This window comes from Rhodoferax sp. RT5P35 (assembly GCF_056521385.1).
In genome coordinates this window covers 1-1,043 of record NZ_JBWMAX010000354.1, presented here as the reverse complement: position 1 = coordinate 1,043, position 1,043 = coordinate 1, and the positions used below count along the sequence as shown (strand labels likewise).

At 63.8% G+C, this 1,043-nt stretch carries 1 protein-coding gene; it reads left to right on the top strand.

Going from position 1 to position 1,043, the window contains the following annotated elements:
- Nucleotides 1-1,043: helicase HerA-like domain-containing protein (locus tag AC097L_RS26280; RefSeq protein ID WP_479589626.1), on the top strand; the 1,043-nt coding region annotated here is incomplete at both ends.

The following is a 1,043-nucleotide window of genomic DNA, read 5'->3' as shown; positions in this document are numbered from 1 at the left end:
CGGCCTGATCACCGGAGCCACCGGCACGGGCAAAACCGTCACCTTGCAGACCCTGGCGGAGAATTTCTCCAAAATCGGCGTTCCAGTGTTCATGGCCGATGTCAAAGGCGACCTGACCGGCATCAGCCAGGCGGGCCGCATCGGCGACAAGCTGGCCGGTATCCTGAAAGAGCGCGGCATTGACCAGCCCGAGTCCCTGGCCTGCCCCGCCACGCTGTGGGACGTGTTTGGCGAGCAAGGCCACCCGGTGCGGGCCACCGTGTCCGACATGGGCCCGTTGCTGCTGGGCCGCATGTTGAACCTGAACGACACCCAGGGCGGCGTGCTCAACATGGTGTTCAAGATCGCCGATGACCACGGCCTGCTGCTGCTCGACCTGAAAGACCTGCGCGCCATGCTGCAGTACGTGGGCGACAACAGCAGCGAGTTCACCACCCAGTATGGCAACGTGTCTGCCGCCAGCGTGGGCGCCATCCAGCGCGGCCTGCTGCAGATCGAATCACAGGGCGGCGACAAGTTCTTTGGCGAGCCCATGCTCAACATCAGCGACTTCATGCAAACGGTGGACGGCCAAGGCGTGGTCAACATCCTCACCGCCGACAAGCTGATGAACTCGCCGCGCCTGTACGCCACGTTTTTGCTGTGGATGCTGTCCGAGTTGTTCGAACAGCTCCCCGAAATCGGCGACCCCGAGCAGCCCAAACTGGTGTTCTTCTTCGACGAAGCGCATTTGCTGTTCAACGAAGCGCCCAAGGCGCTGGTGGAACGCATCGAACTGGTGGTGCGCATGGTGCGCTCCAAGGGCGTGGGTGTGTACTTTGTGACGCAAAACCCGCTGGATATTCCCGATACCGTGCTGGCCCAACTGGGCAACCGCGTGCAGCACGCCCTGCGCGCGTTCACCCCGCGCGACCAGAAGGCCGTCAAGGCCACGGCACAAACCATGCGCCAAAAGCCCGGGCTGGACATCGAAGCCGCCATCACCGAGCTGGCCGTGGGCGAGGCGCTGGTGAGCCTGCTGGATGCCAAGGGCCGCCCCAGCA